Raw genomic sequence first — 26471 nt, 5'->3', positions numbered from 1 at the left:
TTTCTGTCTTACAGGCAAAAAAAAGGCGACTCATTGGTCGCCTTTTAAATCAATTTTCTAACGCCGCTTTCTGCGTCGTTACAATGGATTCGATTCCCCCTCGGGCCAACGCCAGCAGGGAGAGAAGCTCGTCGTGGGTGAACGGCTCGCCTTCCGCCGTGCCCTGTACTTCAATGATGCGACCGTCTTCGGTCATCACCACGTTCATGTCGGTCTCGGCGGCAGAATCTTCAACGTATTCCAGATCGCAAAGCGCTTCACCGTTAACGATACCCACGGACACCGCCGCAACCATACCTTTCATTGGGTTGGTTTTCAGCTTACCGGCCGCAACCAGCTTGTTAAGGGCATCCGCCAGCGCCACGCATGCGCCAGTAATGGACGCCGTACGCGTACCGCCGTCTGCCTGAATAACGTCGCAGTCCAGCGTAATGGTGAATTCGCCGAGGATTTTCAGATCAACGGCTGCACGCAGCGCACGCGCGATCAGACGCTGAATTTCCATGGTACGACCGCCCTGCTTGCCCTTTGCCGCTTCGCGGGCGTTTCGGGTATGGGTCGCACGCGGCAGCATGCCGTACTCTGCGGTGATCCAGCCCTGGCCCTGACCTTTCAGGAAACGCGGAACGCCTTCTTCAATGGACGCGGTGCACAGAACCTTCGTGTCACCAAACTCAACCAGCACGGAGCCTTCAGCGTGTTTTGTATAGTTACGGGTCAGGGTGACGGGACGCACCTGATTGGCGCTACGACCTGATGGACGCATGATGGATTCTCCGGCTTGAAACGAATGTGGCTGCGCATTATACGGATAAAGGACGCTTATTCCTATCCTGAGAAGCCCCCGAAAGCTATAATCCCCCCATCTCTCCTTTAAAAACGGGAATGTCTATGATCCGCAGTATGACCGCCTACGCCCGGCGTGAAATCAAGGGTAGCTGGGGTAGCGCCACATGGGAAATGCGCTCGGTAAACCAGCGTTACCTGGAAACGTATTTCCGTATGCCGGAGCAGTTCCGCAGCCTTGAGCCTGTCGTACGTGAACGTATCCGTACGCGTCTGACGCGCGGGAAAGTGGAATGTAACCTGCGCTTTGAGCCTGATGCCAGCGCTCAGGGCGAACTGATCCTCAACGAAAAACTGGCGAAACAGCTCGTGAATGCGGCGAACTGGGTCAAAATGCAGAGCGATGAAGGCGAAATCAACCCGGTTGATATTCTGCGCTGGCCTGGCGTCATGGCCGCCGGTGAACAGGACCTGGATGCCATTGCCGCTGAAATCCTGGCAGCCCTCGACGGCACGCTGGACGACTTTATCGTTGCCCGTGAAACCGAAGGCCAGGCGCTGAAAGCGATGATTGAGCAGCGCCTTGAAGGCGTGAGCACCGAAGTAGCCAAAGTCCGCGCCCATATGCCAGAAGTGCTGCAATGGCAGCGCGAGCGTCTTGTCGCCAAACTGGAAGAAGCGGAAGTTCAGCTGGAAAACACCCGTCTGGAACAAGAGCTGGTGCTGATGGCGCAGCGTATCGATGTCGCTGAAGAGCTGGACCGTCTGGAAGCGCACGTTAAAGAAACCTACAACATTCTGAAGAAGAAAGAAGCTGTGGGCCGCCGTCTGGACTTTATGATGCAGGAGTTCAACCGCGAGTCGAACACCCTGGCGTCTAAGTCAATCAATGCAGAAGTGACGAATTCAGCGATTGAGCTGAAAGTGCTGATTGAGCAGATGCGCGAGCAGATCCAGAATATCGAGTAATGGATTTCGGGTGGTGTCGATGGTGCCACCCATTACTATTTCTAATCCATCCCTGCATCTATTTTTGTTTTTTACCGCCGCTCATCAAGCTTTTTCAACATATCCTGATAAAAATTTATAGGGCAAATCAGGTCGCCTTAGAAAATCTCAATCGTGATCTTGCGCACAAATCGCTAACCTCCCACGCGTTCACACCGGAGGGTATATGCTGCTTCACATCCTTTATCTCATTGGCATCACCGCAGAAGCCATGACCGGCGCACTTGCCGCCGGACGTCGCCGTATGGACACCTTCGGCGTAATCATTATTGCTACAGCGACCGCACTGGGCGGCGGTTCCGTGCGCGATATTCTGCTTGGCCATTACCCGCTCGGCTGGGTTAAACACCCAGAGTACGTGATTATCGTGGCAACGGCCGCCGTGTTAACCACCATCGTGGCGCCCGTTATGCCCCATCTTCGCCGCCTGTTCCTGGTGCTTGATGCGCTGGGGCTGATCGTTTTTTCGATCATCGGTGCGCAAATCGCGCTCGATATGGGGGAGGGCCCGGTAATCGCCACCATTGCTGCCGTGGTCACGGGCGTATTCGGCGGCGTGCTGCGAGATATGTTCTGCAAACGCATCCCCCTGGTCTTTCAAAAAGAGCTGTATGCTGGCATTTCCTTTGCGGCAGCGGTGCTTTATATCGCTCTGCAGCATTATGTTTCTAACCATGACGTGGTGGTCATCTCGACGCTGCTATTTGGCTTTACGGCCCGCATGCTGGCGCTGCGTCTGAAGCTCGGGCTGCCCGTTTTTCATTACAAACACAGCGCACACTAGCTTCAGAACCCATTGATGTGCTGTTCAGCGAGCCATTTCGCCAGCACATCAATTTGAGGCGCGTGCAGCCAGTTAATGATTTGTCGCGCTTTCTCCTCTCCCGTTCCCGGCAGGGTCTGCCAGTCCTTTGCGTTGCGCCCGCTCATCTTCTGCCACGATATGTCTCCCATTGCCTTCAGCGAAGACTGCGACATTGGCACACCCAATGCCATGAGCCAGCGGATAAAAGGCTTCTCGCGCACCAGATTAAATCGGTGCCAGAGCGCCAGCCCGCGCGCAGAGGAAAATCCCGGTACAGCCTGCAGCTGCGCCTGCGTTAATAACAGCCACGAAAAGAGATGTTCGAAATGATGCGCCTGCCAGAGGGTTCGCCAGCCTGACTCGCCTAATCCATCAATATCAAGTACCTGCTTTGAACTAAGCCAGGTCAGTCGGGCAAAGAACTGTTCCATACACTCCGGTGAAGCATAGAAACAGCTAAGAGAATGATAACGTGGGGCCGGAGGCTCTGGTTTATGTCTGTCACTCCCGCGCCAGAGCACCTTATCAAACCGGGGGATACCTTGCCCGGCCAGGCTGATCTGGATCTGATCCCCCGGGGCAATATCCAGCCCCTGCCAGCGCTCAACCGAGCCCAGACTCACCCGCTGCACCTGTTTATCATCCAGTTGCACGGGTTCCAGCGCTGCTACAACGGAAATTTTGCCCGTTCGCCCCACGGAGAAATGAATATCACTCACCTCGGCGACCTGGGCTGCAGGAGGATATTTCCACGCGACGACCCAGCTGCCTTCTCCCGGTAACCAATCTTCGCCCGCGGGTTCATCCTCCGAACGCACCACAATGCCATCCGTGGCAAAGGGTAATGCGGTTACGTACCAGGCCGCGCGCTGTTTCTCGACGGCATCAACAGAATCGGCGGGTAACGTATACCGTGCCGACAGCGTAAAACCAGCCTGAGACAGTTCAGCTAGAGATGTATGCATCTCTTTCGGTCCGTCCGGCCAGGCCCAGATGAATACGCCGAGCTTATTCGATAGCGCGTTATCCTTTTGCCGCATCATCGCACCCGCAACTTTTGCGCGAGCATTCATCCCGCCCATGTGCCGCTGAACGTGATTGTCGCTTAACCAGAAAAGCTCGCCCTGTAAGACGCTATTTGCCAACTTGCCGGTGAGCTTTTGCGGAACAGACGGGATTAAACGTACCTTATCGGTCCAGTCTTCCCCTTTCAGGCCATCACCTCGACTGATGGCCTGGGTCAACTTTCCGTCACGATAGACCAGCGTTACCGCCACACCGTCAACTTTGGGCTGCATCCACAGATGTTGCCGCGCACGCATCCATTGTTTCAGCTCCTCTTTGCTGGCCACCTTATGTACGCCCGTATGGGCAACAGGATGTTTTACGCTCCCCGTCAGATTAGGGAGTTTCTCTTCTGAAGGCTCGCTGCCGAAACAGTGCTGCCACTGCGTTAACCGCCCGTGAAGCTGGTCGTAAACTTCGTCGTTGACCTCGCTCACCCCCTCCTTCCAATAAGCGTTATCCCAGCGTTTGATTTGCGCGCTTAACGACGCCATCTCTTTCTCTGCTTTTGCCTGCGACCACACTGGGCAAACCGCCGCGCCATAGCCACACCACAACAACATTACCCCGCTTATCCATCGCCACATCGCTACCCCTCCTTTGCATTGCAGGAGGTATACCCTGATGCCTGAAACAAGGCTAACGGCAACGTTTCACAATGCGAGACGCTATCCGGTGTTTCTTTTGGTTGCTGAAAACCCCAGATAAAACCTGAAAACGGCACGCAAAATTCAATAATCCGAGGGAAAAAGTGTGACAAAGACTACGTCACACGGCGGTGACGTGTATAATAAGCCCGTATGTAGGACTTCTTCGTTAACACATACAAAAGACTCTCATGGCTCAAGGCACGCTTTATATTGTTTCTGCCCCTAGCGGCGCGGGTAAATCCAGCCTTATTCAGGCACTGTTAAAAACCCAACCGTTGTACGACACACAGGTTTCTGTTTCTCATACCACGCGAGCGCCGCGTCCGGGTGAAGTGCACGGTGAACACTATTTCTTTGTGGATCACGACGAATTCAGAGCGATGATCGGCAGAGACGCGTTTCTTGAACACGCTGAAGTATTTGGTAATTACTACGGTACCTCGCGTGAAACCATTGAGCAGGTTCTGGCCACGGGCGTGAATGTGTTCCTGGATATCGACTGGCAGGGCGCGCAGCAAATTCGCAAGAAAATGCCTGACTCCCGCAGTATCTTTATTTTACCGCCATCGAAAGATGAGCTGGATCGCCGCCTGCGTGGGCGCGGCCAGGACAGCGAAGAAGTGATCGCAAAGCGTATGGAACAGGCTGTTGCAGAAATGAGCCATTACGCGGAATATGATTACCTAATTGTGAATGATGATTTTGATGCCGCGCTGAGCGATCTCAAAACCATTCTTCGTGCAGAACGTCTGCGTATGAGCCGCCAGAAGCAGCGACATGACGCATTAATCACCAAACTGTTGGCAGACTGAACCCACTTTCAGTATTATGCCCAGTCATTTCTTCACCTGTGGAGCATTTTAAGTATGGCACGCGTAACTGTTCAGGACGCTGTAGAGAAAATTGGTAACCGTTTTGACCTGGTGCTGGTCGCCGCGCGTCGCGCTCGTCAGATGCAGGTAGGCGGTAAAGATCCGCTGGTACCGGAAGAAAACGATAAAACCACCGTTATTGCACTTCGCGAAATCGAAGAAGGTCTGATCAACAACCAGATCCTCGACGTGCGTGAGCGCCAGGAGCAGCAAGAGCAGGAAGCCGCAGAACTGCAGGCCGTAACCGCTATTGCTGAAGGTCGTCGTTAATTAAACCTGCGGGTCGCCCTTGTATCTGTTTGAAAGCCTGAATCAACTGATTCAAACCTACCTGCCTGAAGACCAGATTAAGCGTCTTCAGCAGGCGTATCTCGTTGCACGTGACGCTCACGAGGGCCAGACACGTTCAAGCGGTGAACCCTATATCACGCACCCGGTAGCGGTGGCCTGTATTCTGGCCGAGATGAAACTCGACTACGAAACGCTCATGGCCGCTCTGCTGCACGACGTGATCGAAGATACCCCTGCCACTTATCAGGACATGGAACAGCTGTTTGGCAAAAGCGTTGCCGAACTGGTGGAAGGGGTCTCTAAGCTTGATAAGCTGAATTTCCGCGACAAGAAAGAGGCGCAAGCCGAAAACTTCCGCAAGATGATTATGGCGATGGTGCAGGATATCCGCGTCATTCTCATCAAACTCGCTGACCGTACCCACAACATGCGCACGCTGGGCTCACTTCGTCCGGATAAACGTCGCCGCATTGCCCGTGAAACCCTCGAAATTTACAGCCCGCTGGCGCACCGTTTAGGTATTCACCACATTAAAACCGAGCTGGAAGAGCTGGGTTTTGAAGCATTGTACCCGAACCGTTATCGCGTCATTAAAGAGGTGGTGAAAGCCGCACGCGGTAACCGTAAAGAGATGATTCAAAAAATCCTCTCTGAAATCGAAGGGCGCTTGCAGGAAGCGGGAATTCCGTGCCGCGTTAGCGGTCGCGAGAAACACCTGTACTCCATCTACTGCAAAATGGTGCTCAAAGAGCAACGTTTTCACTCGATCATGGATATCTACGCCTTCCGCGTGATCGTCCATGACTCGGATACCTGTTATCGCGTTCTGGGGCAGATGCACAGCCTCTACAAGCCGCGTCCGGGGCGCATGAAAGATTATATCGCCATTCCAAAAGCGAACGGCTATCAATCTTTGCACACCTCGATGATTGGTCCGCACGGCGTGCCTGTTGAGGTGCAAATTCGCACCGAAGACATGGACCAGATGGCAGAGATGGGTGTAGCCGCACACTGGGCCTATAAAGAGCACGGCGGCGAAAGCAGTACGACCGCACAAATCCGCGCCCAGCGCTGGATGCAGAGCCTGCTGGAACTTCAGCAGAGTGCGGGCAGCTCGTTTGAATTTATCGAGAGCGTTAAATCCGATCTCTTCCCGGATGAGATTTACGTTTTCACCCCAGAAGGTCGCATTGTCGAACTGCCTGCGGGCGCAACGCCGGTCGACTTCGCTTACGCCGTGCATACCGATATCGGGCATGCCTGCGTCGGCGCGCGCGTCGACAGACAGCCTTATCCGCTGTCTCAGCCGCTCTCCAGCGGCCAGACGGTAGAAATTATTACCGCGCCGGGCGCACGTCCGAACGCGGCCTGGTTGAACTTTGTCGTAAGCTCCAAAGCACGCGCCAAAATTCGCCAGCTGCTGAAAAACCTCAAGCGTGATGACTCCGTCAGTCTGGGACGTCGGCTGCTCAACCACGCGTTGGGCGGTAGCCGTAAGCTGGCTGAGATCCCACCGGAGCATATCCAGCGCGAACTCGACCGAATGAAGCTCACGTCTCTGGACGATCTGCTGGCGGAAATTGGTCTGGGCAACGCTATGAGCGTCGTAGTAGCGAAAAACTTGCAGCAGGGCGAAGCGACACCTTCTGCTCCAGGCGCATCTGGCCATGCTCATTTGCCGATTAAAGGCGCGGACGGGGTACTGATCACCTTCGCAAAATGTTGCCGCCCAATTCCTGGCGACCCGATTATTGCGCACGTCAGCCCGGGCAAAGGGCTGGTTATCCACCATGAATCCTGTCGTAACATTCGCGGCTACCAGAAAGAAGCCGAGAAGTTTATGGCGGTCGAGTGGGATAAAGAGACCGCGCAGGAATTTATCACCGAAATTAAGGTGGATATGTTCAACCACCAGGGTGCCCTGGCGAACCTGACGGCAGCGATCAACACGGCCTCTTCCAACATTCAGAGTCTGAATACGGAAGAAAAAGATGGCCGCGTTTATAGCGCCTTTATTCGTCTGACCGCCCGCGACCGCGTACATCTGGCGAATATTATGCGCAAGATCCGCGTCATGCCGGACGTGATTAAAGTCACCCGAAACCGAAACTAGGTTTATGAATTCACAACGTTATGCACGTATCTGCGAAATGCTCGCCAGGCGTCAGCCTGACCTGACGGTCTGCATGGAGCAGGTGCATAAACCTCATAACGTCTCTGCCATCGTCCGTACCGCAGATGCTGTCGGTGTGCATGAAGTGCACGCCGTCTGGCCGGACGGCCGTATGCGAAATACGGTCTCAGCGGCGGCAGGCAGCAACAGCTGGGTGTCCGTCAAAAATCATCACACCATTGGCGAAGCCGTATCGCACCTGAAAGGGCGCGGGATGCAGATCCTTGCCACTAACCTGTCCGCTAAAGCCGTAGATTTCCGCGAGATCGACTACACCCGCCCGACCTGCATTTTAATGGGTCAGGAGAAAACCGGGATCTCCCAGGAAGCGCTGGATCTGGCGGATCGGGACATCATCATTCCGATGATCGGCATGGTCCAGTCTCTCAACGTCTCCGTGGCGTCCGCGCTCATTCTTTATGAAGCGCAGCGCCAGCGTCAGAACGCGGGGATGTACGAGCGCAGCAACAGCATGCTGCCGGAAGATGAACAGCAGCGCCTGCTGTTTGAAGGTGGTTATCCGGTGCTGGCTCGCGTTGCGAAGCAGAAAAAATTGCCTTACCCCCACGTCAACGCGCAGGGCGAAATTGAAGCCGATGCCGAGTGGTGGGCCACCATGCAGTACGCCGGGTAAGCGATGAAAGGCCGCCTGCTGGATGCCATCCCGCTTAACAGCCTGACGGGCGTGGGCGCGGCGCAAAGCAATAAGCTGGCGAAAATTGGCCTGCACACCGTGCAGGATCTCCTGCTTCACCTCCCCCTGCGTTACGAAGACCGCACCCAGCTCTATAAGATTGGCGATCTCCTTCCCGCCATTTACGCCACCGTTGAAGGCGAAGTACTGAACTGCAATATCACCTTCGGCGGACGCCGGATGATGACCTGCCAGATCAGCGACGGCACCGGCATTCTTACCATGCGTTTTTTCAACTTCAGCGCGGCGATGAAAAACAGCCTGGCGACGGGCCGCAGGGTGCTGGCCTATGGTGAAGCCAAACGCGGGAAATACGGCGCAGAGATGATCCACCCGGAGTACCGCGTGCAGGGCGATCTCAGCACGCCGGAGCTGCAGGAGACGCTCACCCCGGTTTACCCGACGACCGAAGGCATCAAGCAGGCGACGCTGCGTAAGCTCACCGATCAGGCGCTGGAGCTGCTGGATACCTGCGCCATTACCGAGCTGCTGCCGCCCGAGCTGGCGCAGGGCATGATGAGCCTGCCCGAGGCGCTGCGAACCCTGCACCGTCCGCCGCCAACGCTGCAGCTCAGCGATTTAGAAAGCGGCAAACACCCCGCCCAACAGCGTCTTATCCTTGAGGAATTACTGGCGCATAACCTGAGCATGCTGGCGCTTCGTGCGGGCGCGCAGCGCTTCCACGCTCAGCCCTTAAGCCAGAATGATGCGCTCAAAGATAAGCTGCTGGCCTCTCTGCCGTTTAAACCCACCGGCGCGCAGGCGCGCGTCACCGCTGAGATTGAACGCGATATGGCGCTCGACGTGCCGATGATGCGCCTGGTGCAGGGCGATGTAGGGTCCGGTAAAACGCTGGTTGCCGCGCTGGCAGCCCTGCGCGCGATTGCCCACGGTAAACAGGTCGCGCTTATGGCGCCGACCGAGCTGCTGGCTGAACAGCACGCCAACAATTTCCGCGCCTGGTTCGCGCCGCTGGGGATTGAAGTGGGCTGGCTTGCCGGGAAGCAAAAAGGCAAAGCGCGACTTGCGCAGCAGGAAGCCATCGCCAGCGGGCAGGTGCAGATGATTGTCGGCACGCACGCTATCTTCCAGGAGCAGGTGCAGTTCAGCGGCCTTGCGCTGGTGATTATCGATGAACAACACCGCTTTGGCGTCCATCAGCGTCTGGCGCTGTGGGAAAAAGGCCTTCAACAGGGCTTCCACCCGCATCAGCTGATCATGACCGCTACGCCGATCCCGCGCACCCTGGCAATGACCGCCTACGCCGATCTGGATACCTCCACTATCGACGAACTGCCGCCGGGGCGGACGCCGGTGACGACGGTCGCGATTCCTGACACGCGTCGCAGCGATATTATTGACCGCGTGCGCAACGCCTGCACCCACGAAGGACGTCAGGCCTACTGGGTCTGTACGCTGATCGAGGAGTCTGAACTGCTGGAAGCGCAGGCTGCCGAAGCCACGTGGGAAGAACTCAAGCTGGCGCTGCCGGAGCTGAACGTGGGTCTGGTTCACGGACGCATGAAGCCCGCTGAAAAACAGTCGGTGATGCAGTCGTTTAAGCAGGGCGAGCTGCATTTGCTGGTCGCCACGACGGTCATTGAAGTGGGCGTGGACGTCCCGAACTCCAGCCTGATGATTATCGAAAACCCGGAGCGCCTGGGTCTTGCCCAGCTCCACCAGCTGCGCGGGCGCGTTGGCCGCGGCGCGGTAGCCTCCCACTGCGTCCTGCTCTACAAAGCCCCGCTCTCGAAAACCGCCCAGATGCGGTTGCAGGTGCTGCGCGACAGCAACGACGGTTTTGTGATTGCGCAAAAAGACCTGGAGATCCGCGGCCCGGGCGAACTGCTGGGCACGCGCCAGACGGGGAACGCGGAATTCAAAGTGGCGGATTTGCTGCGCGATCAGGCTATGATCCCGGAAGTTCAGCGCCTTGCGCGCCACATTCATGAACGCTACCCCGAACAGGCGGCAGCGTTAATTGAGCGCTGGATGCCGGAAACCGAGCGGTATTCCAACGCCTGATTTCAGGCAAACATTGGCAGCATCAGGTATAGCTTGATCACCAGCGCGTTGACGATATCAATAAAGAACGCCCCGACCATCGGGACCACCAGAAACGCCATGTGCGATGGCCCGAACCGTTCTGTGATCGCCTGCATGTTAGCGATAGCCGTTGGGGTTGCCCCCAGACCAAACCCGCAGTGACCCGCCGCCAGCACCGCCGCATCGTAGTTTTTGCCCATCATGCGCCAGGTGACGAACATAGCGTACAGCGCCATAAACAGGGTTTGCACTGCCAGAATCGCCACCATCGGCAGCGCCAGCGAGGCCAGCTCCCACAGCTTGAGGCTCATCAGCGCCATCGCCAGGAACAGCGAGAGGCAGACGTTGCCGAGCACCGACACCGCCCTTTCAAACACGCGGTAGAAGCCCATCAGCGCCAGACCGTTGCTCAGGATCACCCCGATAAACAGCACGCAAACAAACGTCGGCAGCTCAAACGCTGAGCCCGCCAGCCATTGCGCAACCACTTTGCCCACGGTCAGGCAGATGGCGATCGTCGCGATGGTTTCAATCAGCACCAGCGAGGTGATACTACGCCCAACGTCCGGCTTTTCAAAGGCGGTAGGCACCAGCTCATCGTCCGGCCTACCGTCCGGCGTGGTGGAGTGCTTCACAAGATAACGCGCCACCGGGCCGCCAATCAGGCCACCCAGCACCAGGCCAAAGGTGGCACAGGCCATCGCCACTTCCGTCGCGTTTTCAAAGCCGTAGCGTTCGATGAATAGCTTGCTCCACGCGGCCCCGGTTCCGTGACCGCCCGAAAGGGTAATCGACCCCGCCAGCAGCCCCATCAGCGGATCCAGCCCCAGCAGCGTCGCCATGCCGATGCCAATGGCGTTTTGCATCAGCAGCAGCCCCACCACCACAATCAGGAATACGCCGAGCACCTTACCGCCCGAGCGCAGGCTCGCCAGGTTGGCGTTCAGGCCGATAGTGGCAAAGAAGGCCAGCATCAGCGGGTCTTTCAGGGACATATCAAAATCGATTTCCCAGCCCAGGCTTTTTTTCAGCACCAGCAGGGCCAGCGCTACCAGCAGGCCGCCGGCGACGGGTTCAGGAATGGTGTACTTTTTCAGAAGGGAAACGCTATGTACCAGCTTACGACCAAGCAGTAAGACCAGCGTTGCGGCAACAAGGGTCGACAACGTATCGAGATGAATCATAGAAGGCTCCTTTTTTGCGCGTGTTCCATACACACGCGGCGTTATCCTGGGCCGGTTTGCGCTCTTCATGAGCCCCCGGCGCAAAAAGTGTAATTTTTTTTCCCGATGCGTTGTAGAAAACCTGCTCACAGCGGCAGAATTTCTTGCCTTTTTTTGCTGGCAATCGTTTGCTTTTACCAGGTGGTCAGATAAAATGCCCGCTTTTCCACCGTGGGATTGCCGCCGATGTCCGTTAACACCATAGAGTCGCCTGATGCGCAACCGATTGCGCAGAAGCAAAATAGCGAACTGATTTACCGCCTTGAAGACCGCCCGCCGCTGCCGCAAACGCTTTTCGCTGCCTGCCAGCATCTTCTGGCTATGTTTGTTGCGGTGATCACTCCGGCGCTGCTGATTTGCCAGGCGCTCGGCTTACCGGCGCAGGACACGCAGCACATTATCAGCATGTCTCTTTTCGCCTCCGGCGTGGCCTCGATTATTCAAATTAAAGCGTGGGGTCCGGTGGGGTCGGGTTTATTGTCGATTCAGGGCACCAGCTTTAACTTCGTGGCACCGCTGATCATGGGCGGTACGGCGCTGAAAACCGGCGGTGCGGATGTCCCGACCATGATGGCGGCGCTGTTCGGCACGCTGATGCTGGCCAGCTGTACGGAGATGGTGATCTCCCGCGTTCTGCATCTGGCTCGCCGCGTTATCACCCCGCTGGTTTCCGGCGTCGTCGTGATGATTATCGGCCTGTCCCTGATCCAGGTGGGCCTGACATCCATCGGCGGCGGCTATGCCGCCATGGGCGACCATACCTTCGGCGCGCCGAAAAACCTGCTGCTGGCAGGCGTCGTGCTGGCGATCATTATTCTGCTTAACCGTCAGCGTAACCCTTACCTGCGCGTCGCCTCCCTGGTGATCGCCATGGCGGCGGGTTATCTGCTGGCGTGGGCGCTGGGCATGCTGCCGGAGAACACCGCGCCGACCAACAGCGCGCTGATCGTCGTCCCTACGCCGCTGTACTACGGTCTGGGCATTGACTGGGGTCTGCTCCTGCCGCTGATGCTGGTCTTTATGATCACCTCTCTGGAGACCATCGGCGATATCACCGCCACCTCAGACGTCTCCGAGCAGCCGGTTTCCGGCCCGCTGTACATGAAGCGCCTGAAAGGCGGCGTGCTGGCGAACGGTCTGAACTCGTTTGTCTCTGCGGTCTTCAATACCTTCCCGAACTCCTGCTTCGGTCAGAACAACGGCGTGATCCAGCTGACCGGCGTGGCCAGCCGCTACGTTGGCTTCGTGGTGGCGCTGATGCTGATCGTCCTCGGCCTGTTCCCGGCGGTGAGCGGCTTTGTGCAGCACATTCCGGAGCCGGTGCTGGGCGGCGCAACGCTGGTTATGTTCGGGACTATCGCAGCCTCCGGCGTGCGTATCGTCTCCCGCGAGCCGCTGAACCGCCGCGCGATCATGATTATCGCGCTGTCGCTGGCCGTTGGTCTGGGCGTTTCCCAGCAGCCGCTGATCCTGCAGTTCGCTCCTGACTGGGTGAAAAACCTGCTCTCTTCCGGCATTGCTGCGGGCGGTATCACCGCTATCGTGCTGAACCTCGTTTTCCCGCCTGAGAAAAATTGATTTCTCTCACGGCAGGCAGTCAATGCCTGCCGTGACATCGAATTACACCATTCCCGCCTTGAGGATTGCGCATAAATCGTGCATAACTCCCTTATGTGCGTTTTGCGGGATGGAAGACCATGAAATTTATTGGAAAGCTCCTCATCTATCTTCTGGTAGCCCTGCTCATTGTGCTGCTGGCGTTCTACATTGTGCTCCAGACCCGCTGGGGCGCGTCTCAGGTCAGCAGCTGGATAACGGTGAATACCGACTACGAACTCAGTTTCGACAAGATGAATCACCGCTTTTCGTCGCCTTCCCACATCATTCTGGAAAACGTCACCTTCGGTCGGGACGGTAAACCCGCCACGCTGGTAGCCAAAAAAGTCGATATTGGCCTGAGCAGCCGTCAGATAACCGATCCGCTGCACATGGACACCATCACCCTCTTCGACGGCACGCTGAATCTCTCGCCGCAGACGGCGCCGCTGCCTTTCCAGGCGGATCGCCTGCAGCTTAACAACATGGCCTTTAACAGCCCGAATACCGAATGGGACCTCAGCGCGCAGAAGGTCACGGGCGGCGTCAGCCCATGGCAGCCGGAAGCCGGCAACGTGCTGGGGCATAATGCGCAAATCCAGATGAGCGCAGGATCGCTTACCCTGAACGGCGTACCGGCCACCAACGTGCTGATCGAGGGCCAGCTTAACGGCAAGGAGGTGGTGCTGAACACGATTGGCGCCGACATGGCCCGCGGCTCACTCACCGGCTCCGCCCTGCGCAACGCCGACGGGAGCTGGATTATCGACACCATGCGCCTGAACGAGATCCGCCTGCAGAGCGATAAAACGCTGACGGCGTTCTTCGCGCCGCTGGCCACCATTCCCTCTCTGCAGATTGGCCGTCTGGACGTGACCGATGCCCGGCTTCAGGGCCCGGACTGGGCGGTGACCGACCTCGACTTAAGCCTGCGCAACCTGACTCTGAGCAAAGGTGACTGGCAGAGTCAGGAAGGTCGTCTGTCCATGAACGCCAGCGAGTTTATCTACGGCTCGCTGCATCTTTTCGACCCGATCCTGAATGCGGAGTTTTCCCCGAAGGGCATGGCGCTGCGTCAGTTCACCTCCCGCTGGGAGGGCGGCATGGTACGCACCTCGGGCAACTGGCTACGCGACGGTAAAGCGCTGGTTCTGGACGATGTTGCCATCGCCGGACTGGAGTACACCCTGCCGCAGAACTGGAAAACATTGTGGATGGAGCCTCTGCCGGAATGGCTGAACAGCGTCACGCTGCAAAAATTCGGCCTGAGCCGTAACCTGGTGATCGACATCGATCCCGCCTTCCCCTGGCAGATCACCTCTCTGGACGGCTATGGCGCAAACCTGCAGCTGGTGAAAGATCGCCAGTGGGGCGTCTGGGGCGGGAGCGCAACCCTGAACGGCGCGGCGGCGACCTTTAACCGCGTCGACGTGCGCCGCCCGTCGCTGGCGCTGAATGCCAACGCCGCCACGGTGAACATTACCGACCTCAGCGCGTTTACCGAAAAAGGCATTCTGGAAGCCACGGCGACCGTTTCACAACTCCCGCAGCGGCAGACCACGGTAAGCCTGAACGGGCGCGGCGTACAGCTTAACGTGCTGCAGCAGTGGGGCTGGCCTTCTCTGCCGATTACGGGCGACGGCAATATTCAGCTCACCGCCAGCGGCAGCGTGCAGGCGAATGCCCCGCTGAAGCCGACGGTGAATGGCAAGCTGAGCGCGGTGAATATGGATAAACAGCAGGTGCAGCAGACGATGACGGGCGGTGTGGTTTCAACACCACTCTCACCCCAGCTCTCTCCCTAAAAGGGAGAGGGAGCAACCATTCCCTCTCCCTGTGGGAGAGGGTCAGGGTGAGGGCATCAGACCGCATAATTACCGTAGGCCCGGTAAGCGAAGCGCCACCGGGCATTTGTACGGCTCAGAGGTGAACCACCACCTCATCCCCCTCAGCTTTCACCACCACACCCCACTCGCTGCCCGCGTGTGAACCGCCCTTCACGCCGCTCACCTTCTGCACGTTGCGCAAGCACACCGACCAGTTTTTCGCGTCTCCCACGCCGGTAAAGGTCACGATATCTTCCCGACGTGACGCCTTCAGCGTAAACGCCACGGAGCCGTCCGCCGCAGGGACTTCGCTGGCCGCCGTTGCGCCATCGTCCAGGTTAAACAGCTGGAAGGCCGTCCCCGCGTTCCACGCGTAGTCCGGCTTCTGGTTATTGTTACCCAGCGCCAGCAGCGTGTTGTCGCGTACGTAGACCGGCAGGCTCATGAAACCATGCTGCTGCTTCTGCCAGCGGCTGCCCTGGATTTCGTCGTTGTGCCACAGGTGCGTCCAGCGCCCTTCCGGCAGGTAGAACTGCACGTCACCCGCCTCGGAGAATACCGGTGCCACCATTAACGAATCCCCCAGCATGTACTGACGGTCGAGATAATCGCACGCCGGATCGTCCGGAAACTCCAGCATCATCGCGCGCAGCATCGGCGTGCCGAACTCGCGGGCCAGCGCCGCCTGACGATACAGGTACGGCATCAGCTGGCACTTCAGCTGGGTGAAGTGGCGCACCACGTCGCAGGACTCGTCATCGTATGCCCACGGCACGCGGTAGGATTTGCTGCCGTGCAGGCGGCTGTGGCTGGAGAACAGCCCGAACGCGCACCAGCGCTTGTAGACGTGCGCCGGGGCGGTGTTTTCGAACCCGCCGATATCGTGGCTCCAGAACCCAAAGCCGGACAGGCCAATCGACAGCCCGCCGCGCAGGCTTTCGGCCATCGACTCATAGTTGGCGTAGCAGTCGCCGCCCCAGTGAACCGGGAACTGTTGCGCACCCACGGACGCGGAGCGGGCAAACAGCACCGCCTCTTCTTCACCCACCGTCTCTTTCAGCACGTTCCACACCAGTTCGTTGTAGATGTAGGCGTAGTGGTTGTGCATTTTCTGCGGATCGGATCCGTCAAACCACTGGACGTCCGTCGGGATACGCTCGCCAAAGTCGGTCTTGAAGCAGTCGACGCCGATATCTACCAGGCCTTTCAGCTTGTCGGCATACCACCGGCACGCGTCCGGATTGGTGAAGTCATAAATCGCCAGCCCCGGCTGCCATTTATCCCACTGCCACAGGGAGCCATCCGGGCGCCTGAGCAGGTAGCCCTTCTCTTTCAGCTCCCGGAAGATGGGGGATTTCTGGCCGATGTACGGGTTGATCCACACGCAGACCTTCAGCCCTTTCTCTTTCAGGCGGCGGATCATCCCTTCCGGATCCGGGAAGGTCACCGGGTCCCACTCGAAGTCGCACCACTGGAAGGCCTTCATCCAGAAGCAGTCGAAGTGGAACACGTGCAGCGGCAGGTCGCGCTCGGCCATGCCGTCGATAAAGCTGTTCACCGTCGCTTCGTCGTAGTTGGTGGTGAACGAGGTGGTCAGCCACAGGCCGAACGACCACGCAGGCGGCAGCGCCGGACGCCCGGTGAACTGCGTATAGCGGTTTAATACCTCTTTCGGCGTCGGGCCGTCGATCACGAAGTATTCCAGATATTCCCCTTCCACGCTGAACTGCACCCTGGAGACCTTCTCGGAGCCGACTTCAAACGAGACGTTCTCGGGATGATTCACCAGCACGCCGTAGCCGCGGTTGGTCAGGTAGAACGGGATATTTTTGTAGGACTGCTCGGTGCTGGTGCCCCCGTCGCGGTTCCAGGTTTCGACCGTCTGGCCGTTGCGCACCAGCGCGGTAAAGCGCTCGCCCAGGCCGTAGACCGTTTCGCCCACGCCCAGATCCAGACGCTCGAACACGTAATTGCGATCGGTATTGCTGTCCTGCACGTAGCCGTTGTTTTTCAGCTGGCTGCCGGTAATGCGCTGGCCGTTACGCAGGAAATCCAGCGCCCAGAACTCGCCTTTGGTGACGCGCACGCTGATACTGCCGCTTTTCAGCTCGGCAAAATCGGCGTTGTTTTCAATCTCTACCTTCACGTCTTTCAGAATGTTCAGCGGATAGTGCGGGCCGTTATTCAGCGCGCCCTGGAAATGTTCGATGCGCACCCCGATAATCCCTTCCTGTGGGGCAAACAGGCGCACCGTGAACATCAACATGTCGAGCTGCCAGGTGCGTTCGCGCACGTCGCGCGGCGCAACAAACACCACCAGGTCGTTGCCCTGCTGCTCCACGTCGAACACCTGAACCGGATAGGTCACGTTCAGGCCCGGTTGAATAAGCCAGTTTCCATCACTGATTTTCATGCTTTCGTCCTCTTAGTTCTGTAATTCTTTACTGACCGGCAGGTTTTCAAACTCCTGCTGGTTGCGACGCGCGCCCTGCGCCAGCTCGCCCAGGATTTTGGTCAGGAAGGGGGTTTTCAGCGTGTAGTAGCGTTTGGCGATAATGGCGCTCAGCACGTAGCAGACCGCCGGGGCCAGGGTAAACAGGCCGATAATGATGCTGATGGTCGCGCTGTTCTGGGTTTTGGCTGCCGCGTCGTAGCCGCCGCCAGCCAGCATCCAGCCGATCATCGCTCCGCCCAGCGCCAGGCCGAGCTTCAGCACGAACAGGGTGCCCGCAAAGCTGATGCCGGTCAGGCGCTTGCCGTTGGTCCACTCGCCGTAGTCGACGGTATCGGACATCATCACCCACTGGATCGGCGTCACCAGCTGGTGCAGCACGCCGATGACGAAGATAAAGGCGAACATCAGCACCGTGGCGTGCATCGGCACGAAGAACATCGCCACGCTGACCACCGCCAGCGCGGCGTTGGTCCACCAGAAGATGCTGACCTTGCACTTCCAGTCGGTGAGCGGTTTCGCCAGCGCGGAGCCGATCAGGTTGCCGACGCAGTAGGTGGTGAGGAAGGCGACGAACACCTCCGGCGAACCCATGATCCAGGTGCAGTAGTACATCATCGCGCCGCCGCGCACGCAGACGGCAAGGATGTTGAGGATGGTAAGCACGCCTACGATGCGCCACTGGTCGTTGTGCCAGATGTCGCGCAGGTCTTCCCGCATGGAGGTGGTGCTCGGCGGCACCTGGATGCGCTCTTTGGTGGTGAAGAAGCAGAATGCCAGCATCAGGAACGCGACCACCGACAGCACGGCGATCCCGCCCTGGAAGCCGAACGCCTTATCGTCGCCGCCAATCAGGTTCACCAGCGGCATCATCAGCACCGTGGAGAGCATGCCGCCCGCGGTCGCCAGCACAAAGCGCCAGGACTGAAGGGAGATACGCTGCGTCGGGTCACTGGTGATCACTCCGCCCAGCGCGCAGTACGGGATGTTGACCACGGTATAGAGCAGGGTCAGCAGGGTGTAGGTAACGGCGGCATAAACCATTTTGCCGTTGAGGCTGAGGTCCGGCGTGGTGTAAGCCAGCACGCAGACGATGCCGAACGGGATCGCGCCGAACAAAATCCACGGACGGAACTTGCCCCAGCGGCTGCGGGTACGGTCGGCAATCAGCCCCATGCACGGGTCGGAAATCGCATCCAGCGCGCGCGCCAGCAGGAACATGGTGCCGACAAACCCGGCGGGAATGCCGAAAATATCGGTGTAGAAAAACATCATGTACAACATGACGTTATCAAAAATGATGTGGCTGGCGGCGTCTCCCATACCGTAGCCAATCTTCTCTTTTACTGACAATACATCGCTCATTTTTTTATCCTTCACGCTGTAGGGGGCGCTGAGACCGGTTACAGTGTTTTAAACCATTGTTTCAGGAGCGGGTATTGCGTTTTCTGGTTAGCAGATTACGTTTCTTGTTTTTTGTGATCGCGGTAAATGTCGAAGAGCACAAAAGGCTAACCTGAGGATTTTCTTAGGAATTAGCTGAAACAGGGGGTACAGGTCAAAAGAGAGGTGAAAAAAGTGGTGTGGGGTATGTGGTAAATGCCTGAAAGTAGCTATAATGCGCCCCGCCTCCATGTAGCAATCGAGGCGCGGAAGATCGTCATCTCCGGTGAGGTGGCTGGACTTCAAATCCAGTTGGGGACGCCAGCGTTCCCGGGCAGGTTCGACTCCTGTGATCTTCCGCCAATTAGCCTCTACTGAACTCCACTGTCTCAAGTAAATCCCCTATAATACCCGCAATTACTGCTCAATATGTTCTCCCCAGGTTAACTGTCTCTACCAGGATCAAGTGCATAATGGGGGCATGATCTTTTGCCCCAATTTGAGACGCCCCCAATGAAGCTAACAGTCAGACAAATTGATATAGCCAATCCAAAAGAGAGGTCGTATAAGCTATCTGATGGTGCGGGCCTCTCCCTTGAAGTTACAACTAACGGCTCAGGGTACTGGCGTTTAAAGTATCGCTATGCAGGTAAAGAAAAGCGTCTTGCTTTCGGCGCCTATCCCGAGGTTTACCTCGATCAAGCACGCGAATAGCGTGATGCAGCTAAAAAGCCACTATCAGCTGGAAGCGATCCCGGAGAACTAAAGAAAGCGGAGAAAATCGCCCAAAAGCTTAACTATGAAAATACATTCGAGGCTATTGACCGTGAATAGCATCGGCTGAGAGCCGATCGTTGGTCATAGCGCTATCGTGTTGAAATTATTAATATTTTTGAAGAGGATATTTTTCCTACATCGGCAAACGCCCTATAGCTCAAATTAAGCCGATGGAATTATTGGAAACGCTTCGCAGAATGAAAAACGCGGCACGTTAGAAAAGATGCGCAAAGTCAGGCAGCGCTGCGGTGGAGTATTACCGCCATGCGATTGTGACCGGACGCGCTGAATACAATCCTGCACCCGATCGCGCCAAAGCCCTCGCAACACCAAAGAAAACACATTTTCCATTACTGACTACCGAAAAATTCCCTCACTTTCTTAAGGATCTGGCCGGTTATACCCACAGGTATTCGTCGGAGGCAATGATCGTACGAGGCCGATCTCAAAAGAAAACGTAAATCAGGTGAATGAGTTGTAGGGACATAAAGGAAGGCAGACAGGGCACGGTTTCCGCTACACGATGAGTACCATACTCCACTTTAACTCAGCGTGGATAGAAACGCAGCTAGCACATGTGGATAAGGACGCGTTACATGGGACTTATAACCATGCGCAGTGTTTGGAGGGGGAGAGAAATGATGCAGAAGCATGCAGATTATGTAGAAAGTTTAGTCTCTGGGGGTGTGTGTAAATTCAGCAGAATAAGAATTCTCAACCCCTATCAGTATTTTTATATTAGAGATTGAGAATCTTTTTTCCGCCTAGCTTAAAAGCTAAATACTTGATATTTAACTTACCCTGGCACTGGAACGCTCGTGCTCACGAATTCGTGCCTCAATTTCGACATAAAGATTAGCTTCAGCGTTTTCTCTGTCCGTTGCAGTGACGACGTACAGGCCATCGTCCGTTAGCTGGCATCAGCAAACTGCTCTGGCGACGGAAAGGCTCTTTGTATCTAAAAAATTTGTCAGAACAGATATTTTTTCGAATGTGAGGTATTCAGAATGAAGACGCTAACACTGTTTAACCCGGCAATATGATGCAGTACTGGCGTACCTGGCTCATATATCGTTCAGGTTTTGTGGTTCAAAACGAGAAAGCGAAAGTATTCTTCAAAGATCTGGAGCAGGAGCAGGAGGGCTTCCGTTGTTGTTGATGGACGGAGAAATGGTAATGGGAGGGCGATACCCGAAACGCTCTGAACTGACTCGTTGGTTCAATATCCTCTTACCAACGCGTCGGCATTTGCTGAGTTAAAGTTGTGGTGTGACTGCAATGCCGTTGGAAGTTTATTCCTTTCTTACGCTCTCGACATTTTGATCTTTAAATTCAATTATCCATACAGGAATGTGCAGACTTCGAAATAATGATGTCTTTTGAATGAAATAATATGAACGTCTATCGGTCAGTTTTGATGTTCAGCATGAAGCTGAACCGCATATAATCTGGCTTCGAAGTGGAATATCAATTTTTATTGTAAAGTTTTATATTGGAAATGTATTGTTTTGTAATTTTAAATACTGGTATAAAACAAATAAAAAAATAACATTCTGTTAACGCAATCTTTACAAGAAACATCTTCCTGATACACTTAATTTCGTTCAATAAATGGAACGTTATTAGTGGCAGGGAAAGCTATATAATATGATATATCTTCATCCTTGCTTGAAATAATTTACAAGTGAAACTAATCAAGAATTAGGGTGAAGAATGTCTATTCAAGTTCTTATTCCAGATGATTACCAGTTAGCTACGACTCAGCTAAGCTTTCTGCAAAACAATGATAAATACTCCTGTGTTTCCGTTGGTGATTTCAGTAAAGCTCCCCATATTGAAAATCAGCTTTCAACTGCACAGGCGTTAATATTAATCAGAGAACGAACGATTATTGACGAAGATTTTTTAAGACGCACACCTAATCTGAAACTGATCAGTCAAACTGGCAAGTTAGCCAGAAATGTTGATATTGATGCATGTACCAGGGCCGGTGTTGCTGTGGTTGAAGGTATTGGTTCCCCTGTTGCACCTGCTGAATTAACATGGTTGTTAATTATGGCTTCCAGAAGAAAATTAATTGCGTCAGTGGATGCCATGAAAAAAGGGTTGTGGCAGACAGAAATTGGTTGCGCGGTAAACAATCAACTTATTGGAATACTGGGATACGGGAAAATAGGCAAGAAGATCGCAAATTATGCTAAGGCATTCGGGATGCGTGTTCAAATATGGGGGAGTGAGCGCGCGCAAGAAGAAGCTCGTTCCGTTGGATTGCATGTGCCGGAAAACAGAGAGCAGTTTTTTTCCACTTCTGACATCATCACAGTACATCAACGTCTGGTGGCGCAAACTCATGGAAATATTACCCTCAGTGACCTTTCTAAAATGAAAGAGGATGCTTTATTTGTGAACACAAGTCGTGCTGAGCTTGTTTCAGAAGGCGCGCTTTATGAGGCTTTGCAGCAAGGTCGTCCCGGATATGCGGCTCTGGATGTCTACGAACAAGAACCCGTCTACAATACCGATCATCCTTTCTTAAAAATGCCGAACGTTCTGTGTACACCTCATTTGGGTTACGTAGAAAAGGCAAGTTATGAATTATATTTCAAAGCAGCCTTTGATAATGTGGTTCGTTTCTTTGAAGGTGATACCACACACGTTATAAATCTCTGACTTAAAAAATAAAGGAAATGATATGTTTATGTCAGAAGAACAAGCGTATAGAACGCAATCAAAAAAAGAATATTTTGGGTTGCTGCAAGGATTTTTGGATTCATTAGAAAGTAACCCTGATACAATTGCGCTTGAAGTTTCAGGTTGCTTATATAGCTATAAAGAACTATCTGAAATGGCCCGGGATTGGGCGGGGCTTATTCTGTCAAAACGTAAAGGAGTGAAACCAGAAAATGTCGGTGTATTTAGCGGCCGTTCTCTTGTTTCATATGTCGGTGTTTTGACAGCTTTGTATCTTGGCGCAACGTATGTTCCGATTAACATACGGTTCCCTAAAGATCGAAGCCTCGAGATGATTAACCGGGCGAATCTGGATGCGATAATATTGGATGAAAAAGCATCTTTTCTTTTTTCTGATATATGGTCTGGCATTGAAACTAAACCAATAGTATTTCTTCCAGAATCAACCACAACAGACCAGAGTTCATACCCGGCAGAGGGCGCATGCAGCATTAATCGAACCCAACGATTAAAAAATGCGATTGCAGTTTCACCAAATGACAACGCCTATCTTTTATTTACCTCGGGGAGCACAGGCGTACCAAAAGGTGTTCCAATTCAACACCGAAACGTAACGTCTTTCCTCTCTTTTAACCTGGCGCGTTATGGCTTAAATAAAAAAGACAGAGTTAGTCAGACTTTTGATTTAACATTTGATTTATCCGTTTTTGATCTATTTATGGCATGGAGTAGTAGCGCGACATTGTGTGTAGCGCAGCCACACGAGCTTCTCTCACCTGTACAATATGTCAATAAAAATCATATTACCGTCTGGTTCTCAGTGCCTTCGGTTGTCATTCTTGCGCAGCGACTTGGTGTTATCGAACCGGGTTCGATGCCAACTTTACGGTGGAGCCTGTTTTGTGGGGAAGCGTTACCTAAATCGGTTGCGGAGCTTTGGCAAGCGGCTGCACCCTATGCCACACTTGAAAATCTTTATGGACCTACTGAATTAACTATCGCATGTGCTGTTTATCGTTGGGTACCAGGTCATTCAGAGCAAGATTGTCATATGGATATTGTGCCACTTGGAGAAATTTATCCGCATCTTTCAGTAGCCATTCTTGACGAACATGCTCGTCATGTTGAAAAGGGCCATGAAGGGGAGTTGTGTGTTGCAGGGCCACAGAGGTTTGCTGGGTATCTGGCTGCCCCTGAGTTAACTCGCCAACGCATGATCTGTCTTGAAGATGGGCAACAATATTATCGTACCGGCGATAGGGTGCGCCTGAATAGTGATAGCTCCCTGACATATATTGGCCGTCTCGATCATCAAATTAAAATAAACGGTTACCGAATCGAACTAGGTGAAGTGGAATCAGCATTAAGGCGGTTGGGGTTTGAGGAAAACGCAGCAATTGCATTTCCAGATTTTATACAGCCAACTGAAATTAGAGCTTTTGTAACAGTCGATTTTGATGAAGCGTCTATAATCCATTCGATGACAAAGCTACTTCCACATTATCTTGTACCGAAGAAAATTTATCGGATAGATTCTATGCCGCTTAACTTTAATGGAAAAGTGGATCGAAATACCTTAATTACTATTTCAAATAAAATTTGAACTGAATAAATAATAAGGCAATGTCTATGCAAAAACATCTGCTCATAGTGGGCGGGGCGACTAGCTATACCCCTATCGCAAAAAAGGCCGGTCATAAAATATCTCTGCTTTTGCCTGCAAAAAAACTTGCTAATCGTAAAGACTTAGGACTTTATGATCGCATCATTACCATTCCAGAAAAAGGAACTTTAGAAGAGTGGTTAGGTTCTGCTGTATTAATTAATCAGTTTGATCGTATTGATGCAGTTGGCGCTTTTAACGAAGAAGCTGAGTTTTATGCTGTCGCTATTGCAGAAAAACTTGGCCTTCCATGTAGTTCACGCCAACTTGTCGAACTTACCCATGACAAAAATGCAATGCGACAGGTATTAAAACAACACGGCCTGGATGATACCGCAAGTTGTGTAATCACCGAGGATCTTGTGTGCGGAGTTGAAGGATTTGCTGAGCAGTATGGATATCCAGTAATCATTAAGCCACTTAACGCACGTGGGAGCACGGGAATATCTATAGTAAGGAACAAAGACGAATGTGCAGAAGGTGTAGCATGGTTTAAGAAACATGCGGGTAATTATTCAATGCTGGTGGAGCAGTTTCTTGAAGGAACTGAATGGAGCGTTGAGGCTTTTTCAGAAAATGGGCAACATAAAATAATATGTATTACACAAAAGTTTAAAGACAGCGAGCATTTCGTTGAAACGGGACATTGTTTACCTGCGTTTATCCCTGTTGAAGATGAGATTAGCATAAAAGAATATGTTAATAAGATTTTGACAGCTTTAGGCTTCACAAATGGTCCCAGCCATACGGAGATTATGCTTACCAGGAAAGGTCCAAGGATTATTGAAACACATACACGTCTTGCCGGTGATCGTATTACTGATCTTATTCGCCATGTTAGTGGTATTGACCCCGATACTTTGTGGGTTCATCAGGTTATGGGCCAGTCAATCTTTTCCGATATTCCCGTTTTAAACGCAACAGGTAACAAATTTGCTGCCATTCATTACTCCTCAGTGAATACCAGCGGTGTATTGAAGCAAATTGTAGGCGTTGATGATGCCCGAGCAAATCAAGGTGTAGTAGAGGTTGATACTCTCTATCACGAAGGAGAGGAACTTACAGGTGCATTTGATTCTTTTTCGCGTGGCACTTCAATAATCGCTGTGGGCGAATCTGCAGAAGAAGCAGTGAAGAATGCCAGAAACGCCGCGGATAAAATACGGTTTATTATTTCATGCAAAAGTTAACAACATCAGCCTATTTGATGCTTGGTGCGAATTTAGTATCAAATATCGGTAACGGCATGCGCACGCTGGTAGCTGGTATTGCTCTGTATAACCAAAGTGGCTCAGCAATGGACTTTGGTATTGTGATCGTACTGGAATATATTGTTTTATTTGTGGTGAATGTGCTGGCTGGCCCCTGGGCGGATCGCTATAACCCAAAATACACGATGCTAGTCGTGGATTTACTACGGGGGATCACGGTATGCCTTGTATGTACTCAATTAAACAGCGGATATCTATTTTTTTGGATAGCGCTACTGACTGTAGTTGTACAGGTTGGAAAGCCGTTTTATCGCTCTTCAACTTTTGTTCTTGAGCCAGCGCTTGTCAAGCCTGAACAACTTACCCGGTACAATGGTTTTGCTGTTGCAGCGATGCAACTTGGCCAGCTTCTTGGAATCAGTTTGGCTGGCTTGGTATTAAGTTTATCGGGAGTACAGGCTGCATTGATGATAACAGGGATTTCGTTTCTGCTATCTGCATTGTCTATTGCATTTGTTATTGTTCCTTCAACAATTGAGTATGCCTCTCATCATAAAGGAAGTGGCATTCTGAAGTGGTTTCACCAACTTGTTCAGGACTGGATCGATGTCGCAAAATTTATGCGTCGTAACAAGGGGTTGACGACATTGACAACCCTGGGCGTGAGCGATTATCTCACTCCAAGTTTTCTGAATATCTTTCTGGCAATACTTGTTGTTCATCGTTTTGAAGGAGCACCTTACGCCCTTTCTCTATTAGATGGTTCCTTCGCTCTGGGAGCTATGTTGAGTGGTCTTTTTGCTGACAGGCTGGTTGTCAGTATCGGCCCTCGTTTAACTTCGATCATCGGCATTACCGGACAGGGATTAATGTTTATTGGTATCGCCAGTGGTGGGCCAAGAGAATGGGCTGTTGCCGCGACATTTTTTATTGGGGTAATGAATTCATTATCTTATATGGGTATATACACAACTCTGCAACTTCGTATTAAGGGCCCATTTAAAGGGAGGATATCTTTAGTCAGATCACTTATTGCAACTTTACTGGCATGTATATTTATTCCGCCTATAACACATTTATCTGATAGTTCTTTGACATTAGCTTTAATAGCAGCAGGCTCGGTGTCATTCGGATTTAGCTTAGTAGTTCTCATTATGCCATCGATAACTCTTTTTCCCGATGATGTTATTGCTAAAACAAAACCATCAGAGAAAGAACCCGGCAGCAATCCTTTGTAAACTCTAATTAAACGATATTAC

The 26471-nt window shown here is 53.4% G+C and carries 18 protein-coding genes, 1 tRNA gene and 2 pseudogenes; 16 read left to right on the top strand and 5 right to left on the bottom strand.

Translation table 11 applies throughout. The annotated features are described in order from the left end of the window. Nucleotides 1-49: 49 nt before the first annotated feature. The gene (gene rph, locus ACW9E7_RS21030; protein WP_048975619.1) at nucleotides 50-766 is read right to left on the bottom strand and encodes a ribonuclease PH; all 717 of its coding nucleotides are present in this window, start codon (nucleotides 764-766) and stop codon (nucleotides 50-52) included. A 125-nt stretch (nucleotides 767-891) separates the two neighbouring features. Here rph and ACW9E7_RS21025 point away from each other — a divergent pair, with 125 nt between their 5' ends. Both ACW9E7_RS21025 and ACW9E7_RS21020 read left to right on the top strand, forming a co-directional pair. After that, complete coding sequence (locus ACW9E7_RS21025; RefSeq protein ID WP_090420358.1) at nucleotides 892-1755, top strand: YicC/YloC family endoribonuclease; 864 nt, start codon at nucleotides 892-894, stop codon at nucleotides 1753-1755. Between the two features lie 205 nt (nucleotides 1756-1960). After that, nucleotides 1961-2578, top strand: a complete 618-nt coding sequence (locus ACW9E7_RS21020; protein ID WP_023334014.1) for a trimeric intracellular cation channel family protein — start codon at nucleotides 1961-1963, stop codon at nucleotides 2576-2578. A gap of 2 nt (nucleotides 2579-2580) precedes the next feature. On the opposite strand, the gene ligB is transcribed toward ACW9E7_RS21020, so the two are convergent. After that, on the bottom strand, nucleotides 2581-4251 hold the full coding sequence (gene ligB, locus ACW9E7_RS21015; protein WP_458728319.1) for an NAD-dependent DNA ligase LigB: 1671 nt from the start codon (nucleotides 4249-4251) through the stop codon (nucleotides 2581-2583). A gap of 251 nt (nucleotides 4252-4502) precedes the next feature. Between ligB and gmk the strand changes: the two genes are divergently transcribed. Genes gmk through recG form a run of 5 tightly spaced genes read left to right on the top strand, consistent with a single transcriptional unit; the run spans nucleotide 4503 to nucleotide 10369 of the window. Further along, complete coding sequence (gene gmk / locus ACW9E7_RS21010; protein WP_010426438.1) at nucleotides 4503-5126, top strand: guanylate kinase; 624 nt, start codon at nucleotides 4503-4505, stop codon at nucleotides 5124-5126. Nucleotides 5127-5180: 54 nt separating this feature from the next. Further along, entirely contained in the window at nucleotides 5181-5456 is a 276-nt protein-coding gene (gene rpoZ, locus ACW9E7_RS21005) for a DNA-directed RNA polymerase subunit omega (protein WP_000135058.1), read from the top strand. A 19-nt stretch (nucleotides 5457-5475) separates the two neighbouring features. After that, entirely contained in the window at nucleotides 5476-7590 is a 2115-nt protein-coding gene (gene spoT / locus ACW9E7_RS21000; RefSeq protein WP_111964293.1) for a bifunctional GTP diphosphokinase/guanosine-3',5'-bis pyrophosphate 3'-pyrophosphohydrolase, read from the top strand. 4 nt (nucleotides 7591-7594) lie between these two features. Further along, nucleotides 7595-8284, top strand: a complete 690-nt coding sequence (gene trmH, locus ACW9E7_RS20995; protein ID WP_047059694.1) for a tRNA (guanosine(18)-2'-O)-methyltransferase TrmH — start codon at nucleotides 7595-7597, stop codon at nucleotides 8282-8284. A 3-nt stretch (nucleotides 8285-8287) separates the two neighbouring features. Continuing rightward, nucleotides 8288-10369: an ATP-dependent DNA helicase RecG gene (recG, locus tag ACW9E7_RS20990; RefSeq protein ID WP_252093535.1), complete on the top strand. Its 2082-nt coding sequence runs from the start codon at nucleotides 8288-8290 to the stop codon at nucleotides 10367-10369. Between the two features lie 2 nt (nucleotides 10370-10371). Here recG and gltS read toward each other — a convergent pair whose 3' ends face one another. Beyond that, the gene (gene gltS, locus ACW9E7_RS20985) at nucleotides 10372-11574 is read right to left on the bottom strand and encodes a sodium/glutamate symporter (protein WP_133293503.1); all 1203 of its coding nucleotides are present in this window, start codon (nucleotides 11572-11574) and stop codon (nucleotides 10372-10374) included. A gap of 225 nt (nucleotides 11575-11799) precedes the next feature. Between gltS and xanP the strand changes: the two genes are divergently transcribed. Together xanP and ACW9E7_RS20975 are read left to right on the top strand one after the other, a co-directional pair. Next, nucleotides 11800-13191: a xanthine/proton symporter XanP gene (gene xanP, locus ACW9E7_RS20980; protein ID WP_458728318.1), complete on the top strand. Its 1392-nt coding sequence runs from the start codon at nucleotides 11800-11802 to the stop codon at nucleotides 13189-13191. A 119-nt stretch (nucleotides 13192-13310) separates the two neighbouring features. Then, the gene (locus ACW9E7_RS20975) at nucleotides 13311-15014 is read left to right on the top strand and encodes an AsmA family protein (protein ID WP_458728317.1); all 1704 of its coding nucleotides are present in this window, start codon (nucleotides 13311-13313) and stop codon (nucleotides 15012-15014) included. Nucleotides 15015-15129: 115 nt separating this feature from the next. Here ACW9E7_RS20975 and yicI read toward each other — a convergent pair whose 3' ends face one another. Both yicI and ACW9E7_RS20965 read right to left on the bottom strand, forming a co-directional pair. Then, nucleotides 15130-17448 (bottom strand): alpha-xylosidase, encoded by a 2319-nt coding sequence (gene yicI / locus ACW9E7_RS20970; protein ID WP_458728316.1) that lies wholly within the window; start codon nucleotides 17446-17448, stop codon nucleotides 15130-15132. A 12-nt stretch (nucleotides 17449-17460) separates the two neighbouring features. Further along, nucleotides 17461-18852, bottom strand: coding sequence for a glycoside-pentoside-hexuronide family transporter (locus ACW9E7_RS20965; protein ID WP_458728315.1), 1392 nt, complete (start codon nucleotides 18850-18852; stop codon nucleotides 17461-17463). 286 nt (nucleotides 18853-19138) lie between these two features. Between ACW9E7_RS20965 and ACW9E7_RS20960 the strand changes: the two genes are divergently transcribed. The 7 genes and pseudogenes from ACW9E7_RS20960 (at nucleotide 19139) to ACW9E7_RS20930 (ending at nucleotide 26450) form a co-directional block, all read left to right on the top strand. Next, nucleotides 19139-19233 (top strand) — tRNA-Sec (locus ACW9E7_RS20960). A gap of 150 nt (nucleotides 19234-19383) precedes the next feature. Beyond that, nucleotides 19384-20396, top strand: a pseudogene (locus ACW9E7_RS20955) (tyrosine-type recombinase/integrase). 258 nt (nucleotides 20397-20654) lie between these two features. Beyond that, nucleotides 20655-20907 (top strand): annotated as a pseudogene (locus ACW9E7_RS20950) (arsenic metallochaperone ArsD family protein). A gap of 453 nt (nucleotides 20908-21360) precedes the next feature. Then, nucleotides 21361-22317 carry a D-2-hydroxyacid dehydrogenase family protein gene (locus ACW9E7_RS20945; RefSeq protein ID WP_133293499.1) on the top strand — a complete coding sequence of 319 codons (957 nt, stop codon included), beginning with the start codon at nucleotides 21361-21363 and terminating at the stop codon, nucleotides 22315-22317. A 22-nt stretch (nucleotides 22318-22339) separates the two neighbouring features. Next, nucleotides 22340-23941 carry an amino acid adenylation domain-containing protein gene (locus tag ACW9E7_RS20940; protein WP_458728314.1) on the top strand — a complete coding sequence of 534 codons (1602 nt, stop codon included), beginning with the start codon at nucleotides 22340-22342 and terminating at the stop codon, nucleotides 23939-23941. Between the two features lie 26 nt (nucleotides 23942-23967). Then, the gene (locus tag ACW9E7_RS20935) at nucleotides 23968-25191 is read left to right on the top strand and encodes an ATP-grasp domain-containing protein (RefSeq protein ID WP_158285457.1); all 1224 of its coding nucleotides are present in this window, start codon (nucleotides 23968-23970) and stop codon (nucleotides 25189-25191) included. Then, a complete protein-coding gene (locus ACW9E7_RS20930) occupies nucleotides 25179-26450 on the top strand; it encodes an MFS transporter (RefSeq protein WP_458728313.1) in 1272 nt (423 codons plus the stop codon). The genes ACW9E7_RS20935 and ACW9E7_RS20930 overlap by 13 nt, the downstream gene beginning before the upstream one ends. Nucleotides 26451-26471 lie beyond the last annotated feature (21 nt).

It is taken from the genome of Enterobacter sp. H2G27, assembly GCF_054403075.1.
This window is presented reverse-complemented; position numbering and strand designations above follow the sequence as displayed.

Coding starts and splice junctions, on each gene's coding strand:
- rph (WP_048975619.1), bottom strand. CDS start 766: ATGCGTCCATCAGGTCGTAGCGCCAATCAGGTGCGTCCCGTCACCCTG.
- ACW9E7_RS21025 (WP_090420358.1), top strand. CDS start 892: ATGATCCGCAGTATGACCGCCTACGCCCGGCGTGAAATCAAGGGTAGC.
- ACW9E7_RS21020 (WP_023334014.1), top strand. CDS start 1,961: ATGCTGCTTCACATCCTTTATCTCATTGGCATCACCGCAGAAGCCATG.
- ligB (WP_458728319.1), bottom strand. CDS start 4,251: ATGTGGCGATGGATAAGCGGGGTAATGTTGTTGTGGTGTGGCTATGGC.
- gmk (WP_010426438.1), top strand. CDS start 4,503: ATGGCTCAAGGCACGCTTTATATTGTTTCTGCCCCTAGCGGCGCGGGT.
- rpoZ (WP_000135058.1), top strand. CDS start 5,181: ATGGCACGCGTAACTGTTCAGGACGCTGTAGAGAAAATTGGTAACCGT.
- trmH (WP_047059694.1), top strand. CDS start 7,595: ATGAATTCACAACGTTATGCACGTATCTGCGAAATGCTCGCCAGGCGT.
- recG (WP_252093535.1), top strand. CDS start 8,288: ATGAAAGGCCGCCTGCTGGATGCCATCCCGCTTAACAGCCTGACGGGC.
- gltS (WP_133293503.1), bottom strand. CDS start 11,574: ATGATTCATCTCGATACGTTGTCGACCCTTGTTGCCGCAACGCTGGTC.
- xanP (WP_458728318.1), top strand. CDS start 11,800: ATGTCCGTTAACACCATAGAGTCGCCTGATGCGCAACCGATTGCGCAG.
- ACW9E7_RS20975 (WP_458728317.1), top strand. CDS start 13,311: ATGAAATTTATTGGAAAGCTCCTCATCTATCTTCTGGTAGCCCTGCTC.
- yicI (WP_458728316.1), bottom strand. CDS start 17,448: ATGAAAATCAGTGATGGAAACTGGCTTATTCAACCGGGCCTGAACGTG.
- ACW9E7_RS20965 (WP_458728315.1), bottom strand. CDS start 18,852: ATGAGCGATGTATTGTCAGTAAAAGAGAAGATTGGCTACGGTATGGGA.
- ACW9E7_RS20945 (WP_133293499.1), top strand. CDS start 21,361: ATGTCTATTCAAGTTCTTATTCCAGATGATTACCAGTTAGCTACGACT.
- ACW9E7_RS20940 (WP_458728314.1), top strand. CDS start 22,340: ATGTTTATGTCAGAAGAACAAGCGTATAGAACGCAATCAAAAAAAGAA.
- ACW9E7_RS20935 (WP_158285457.1), top strand. CDS start 23,968: ATGCAAAAACATCTGCTCATAGTGGGCGGGGCGACTAGCTATACCCCT.
- ACW9E7_RS20930 (WP_458728313.1), top strand. CDS start 25,179: ATGCAAAAGTTAACAACATCAGCCTATTTGATGCTTGGTGCGAATTTA.